This window comes from Thalassospira sp. UBA1131, from assembly GCF_002311515.1.
In the GTDB taxonomy this organism is placed as follows: domain Bacteria; phylum Pseudomonadota; class Alphaproteobacteria; order Rhodospirillales; family Thalassospiraceae; genus Thalassospira.
In genome coordinates this window covers 27,284-29,855 of sequence record NZ_DCAO01000018.1, presented here as the reverse complement: position 1 = coordinate 29,855, position 2,572 = coordinate 27,284, and the positions used below count along the sequence as shown (strand labels likewise).

Annotated in this window: 1 protein-coding gene and 1 pseudogene; one reads left to right on the top strand and one right to left on the bottom strand. The window is 54.7% G+C overall.

The genetic code is table 11. From position 1 onward, the window contains the following. Positions 1–549, bottom strand: a pseudogene (locus tag B3Z49_RS02570) (methyl-accepting chemotaxis protein); the annotation flags it as partial. A gap of 529 nt (positions 550–1,078) precedes the next feature. On the opposite strand from B3Z49_RS02570, the gene B3Z49_RS02565 reads away from it, so the two are divergent. Further along, complete coding sequence (locus tag B3Z49_RS02565; protein ID WP_296988045.1) at positions 1,079–2,563, top strand: tetratricopeptide repeat-containing glycosyltransferase family protein; 1,485 nt, start codon at positions 1,079–1,081, stop codon at positions 2,561–2,563. Positions 2,564–2,572: the final 9 nt, after the last annotated feature.

Below are 2,572 nucleotides of genomic sequence, written 5' to 3'. Positions count from 1 at the left end.
GGCGACCTGAATGATAACGGCCTGCTGGACTTCGGCATTGACGCGATCAAGTGACCAGGCGGTAACCAGCATGCCCCGATACTGATCTTCGTCGCGACGCTTGGAATATTTGGTGATTGGAGCACCGACGATCACGGCGTCTTCGGAAATGAAGCTGATGACTTCCTTGTTTTCAAGCTGCCCGAGATATGGCTCGATCAGGGCTGCCAGATCATGCTTTTTGAGTGTTTCTGATTGATAGGTGCCGATGGCATCACCATCAGGATTTGCCGCGATCAGGCTTGCCAGCTGCGAGCCTTCCTTGTCGGTGATCTTGCGGAATTCCTTTTCGACCGATGCGCCGTCCATGGCAATGAAGCCCGGCTGAACCGCAGTTGACAGCATTTCGGTTTTTTCGACCGATTCATTATACATGATTTCGATCATGGCATTGCGCTGCGAGACGGTCTGGATGGTCATCATCGCGGCGAAGCCAACGATGAGAAGTCCCACAATCACAAAAATCACTTTACGTCCGACGGAGGCACCGGATCTTTTAGGTTCGGCCATTTACGGTCTCCCAATCCTTCAAAGGCAGAATTAACCCAATCCCTAGATCTGATGTCGGTGATCGGCCTGAAGCTCCGATCATGATACCAACAATCAGGTTGTGACGAATTGTTGCCCTGCGTGATGTTCACAGTGACCAATTCGTGCGTTTATTTTTCCGTAATGAGGCACAAAGGCGTGACGACTACATTCTGGTTTGTTGTTATGCCGCTGAGGCTACCCCATCTGGTAAAATTACTGAAACAAGAAACGATGGGCGTGGTGAATATTCCATTTCCATAAAACCAAATGAATAAATCCACTTATTGGTAAGGCTTTTTTGGTAAATTATGCTTTGTGCAGGAAAGGCCACATGCCGCCGAATCGGGCGGACAGCGCCGTGGTCAGTCTGTGGGAAATGCCTTTATTGGGGGCGATGGCTTTTGCCAGATAAGGGCAAAGGCACCGGGGGGGAACAGGAATGGCGAAAGCGGCGACAACGCGCAAAAAACGACCGGCAAGGAAGGCATCAAAGCCGTCTACGGACAATATGGCAGCCAAACAGGATGATCCGGTGATTTCGCCCAAGGACGCCACCCCGAAAACCCAAGACGTTGCCGCCAGCGATCAAAGCATGCCGTCGGCCAAAAATGGTGATGCCGCGGTTCAGCGCCGACAGGTGATCAGCGATCTGTTTCAACGCGGTCTTGCCGCCCATCAGGCCGGCCAGATTGATGATGCCATCCGCCTTTACAGCACGGCCCTTCGCCAGAACCCGAATCAACCGGATGTGTGGAACAACCTTGGCGTGGCGCTTCGTCGCAGCAAGAAGTTCGAGGCCGCCCTGATTGCCTATCGACGGGCGGCAGACTTGCGCCCCGGCAACGCCGGCTTGTGGTCGAATATGGGCAATTGCCTGCGTGAAATGATGCGCTTTGACGAGGCGCTTGTTGCGCACAAGAAGGCGCTTGAGCTTGATGACACGGTGAAGTCGCATACGTTTAACACCGGCCTTGTGTATCGCGATATGAATCGCTTTGAAGAGGCGCTTGAGTATTTCGACCGTGCGCTTGCGATTGACCCAGACTATGTCGATGCGAACTGGGACAAGTCGCTGGCGCATCTTGCGCTTGGTAACTATGCCGAAGGTTGGGCGGGGTACGAGACGCGCCGCAAACTTGCCGATAATCCGATCCGGCCGCTTGAAACAGCGCCCGAGTGGGATGGCAAAGCTGATCTTCGCGGTAAACGCATTTTGCTGCGTGCCGAGCAGGGCTTTGGCGACATGATCCAGTTTGCGCGTTTTGTGCCGTTGGTGGCCCAAAAGGCCGCACATGTGATCCTTGAATGTCGCAAGGAACTGATCCCGATCATGAAAACTGTGTCAGGCGTTGGCACCGTTGTGGAAAAGGGCCGGCCGCTTCCGGAATTTGATGTGCATGTGCCGCTTTTAAGCCTGCCGCATGTGATGGGCATAGGACCCAAAGAGCTTCAGAAAATCTCGACCGATAGCTACATCTCCGCGCCGCAAGGCAAACGTGCGCGTCTGGCACCGCCGCCGGGCACGGTGCTTAAGGTCGGGCTCATCTGGGCGGGCAAGCTTAATCCGCGGGACCGGTCCTGCCCGCTTGAGACCTTGCTGCCGATTTTGTCGGCCAAGGGGGCGGCATTTTACAGCTTCCAGATTGATGATCGTAGGGCCGATATCGACAAGCTTGGCCTGCATGCCTTTGTCACCGACCTTGGTGATCATATTCATGATTTTGGCGACAGTGCCGCATTGATGCAGGCGATGGATCTGGTGATCACGATTGACAGCTCACCCGCCCATCTGGCAGGCGCGCTTGGCGTGTCGGTCTGGATGTTGCAGCTTTACACCACCGACTGGCGCTGGATGGTGCATCGGGCCGATAGCCCATGGTATCCGACCTTGCGGATCTATCGTCAGGATAAACCCGGCGACTGGTCTGCTCCGATCCAGAAACTCGGCAGTGATTTTTCAACCCTGCTGCAAGCGCGGATGAACGCGCAGTAACAACGCTGC

Excerpts from the sequence above, each read along its gene's own strand:
- B3Z49_RS02565 (WP_296988045.1), top strand. The coding sequence starts at position 1,079 with ATGGCAGCCAAACAGGATGATCCGGTGATTTCGCCCAAGGACGCCACC.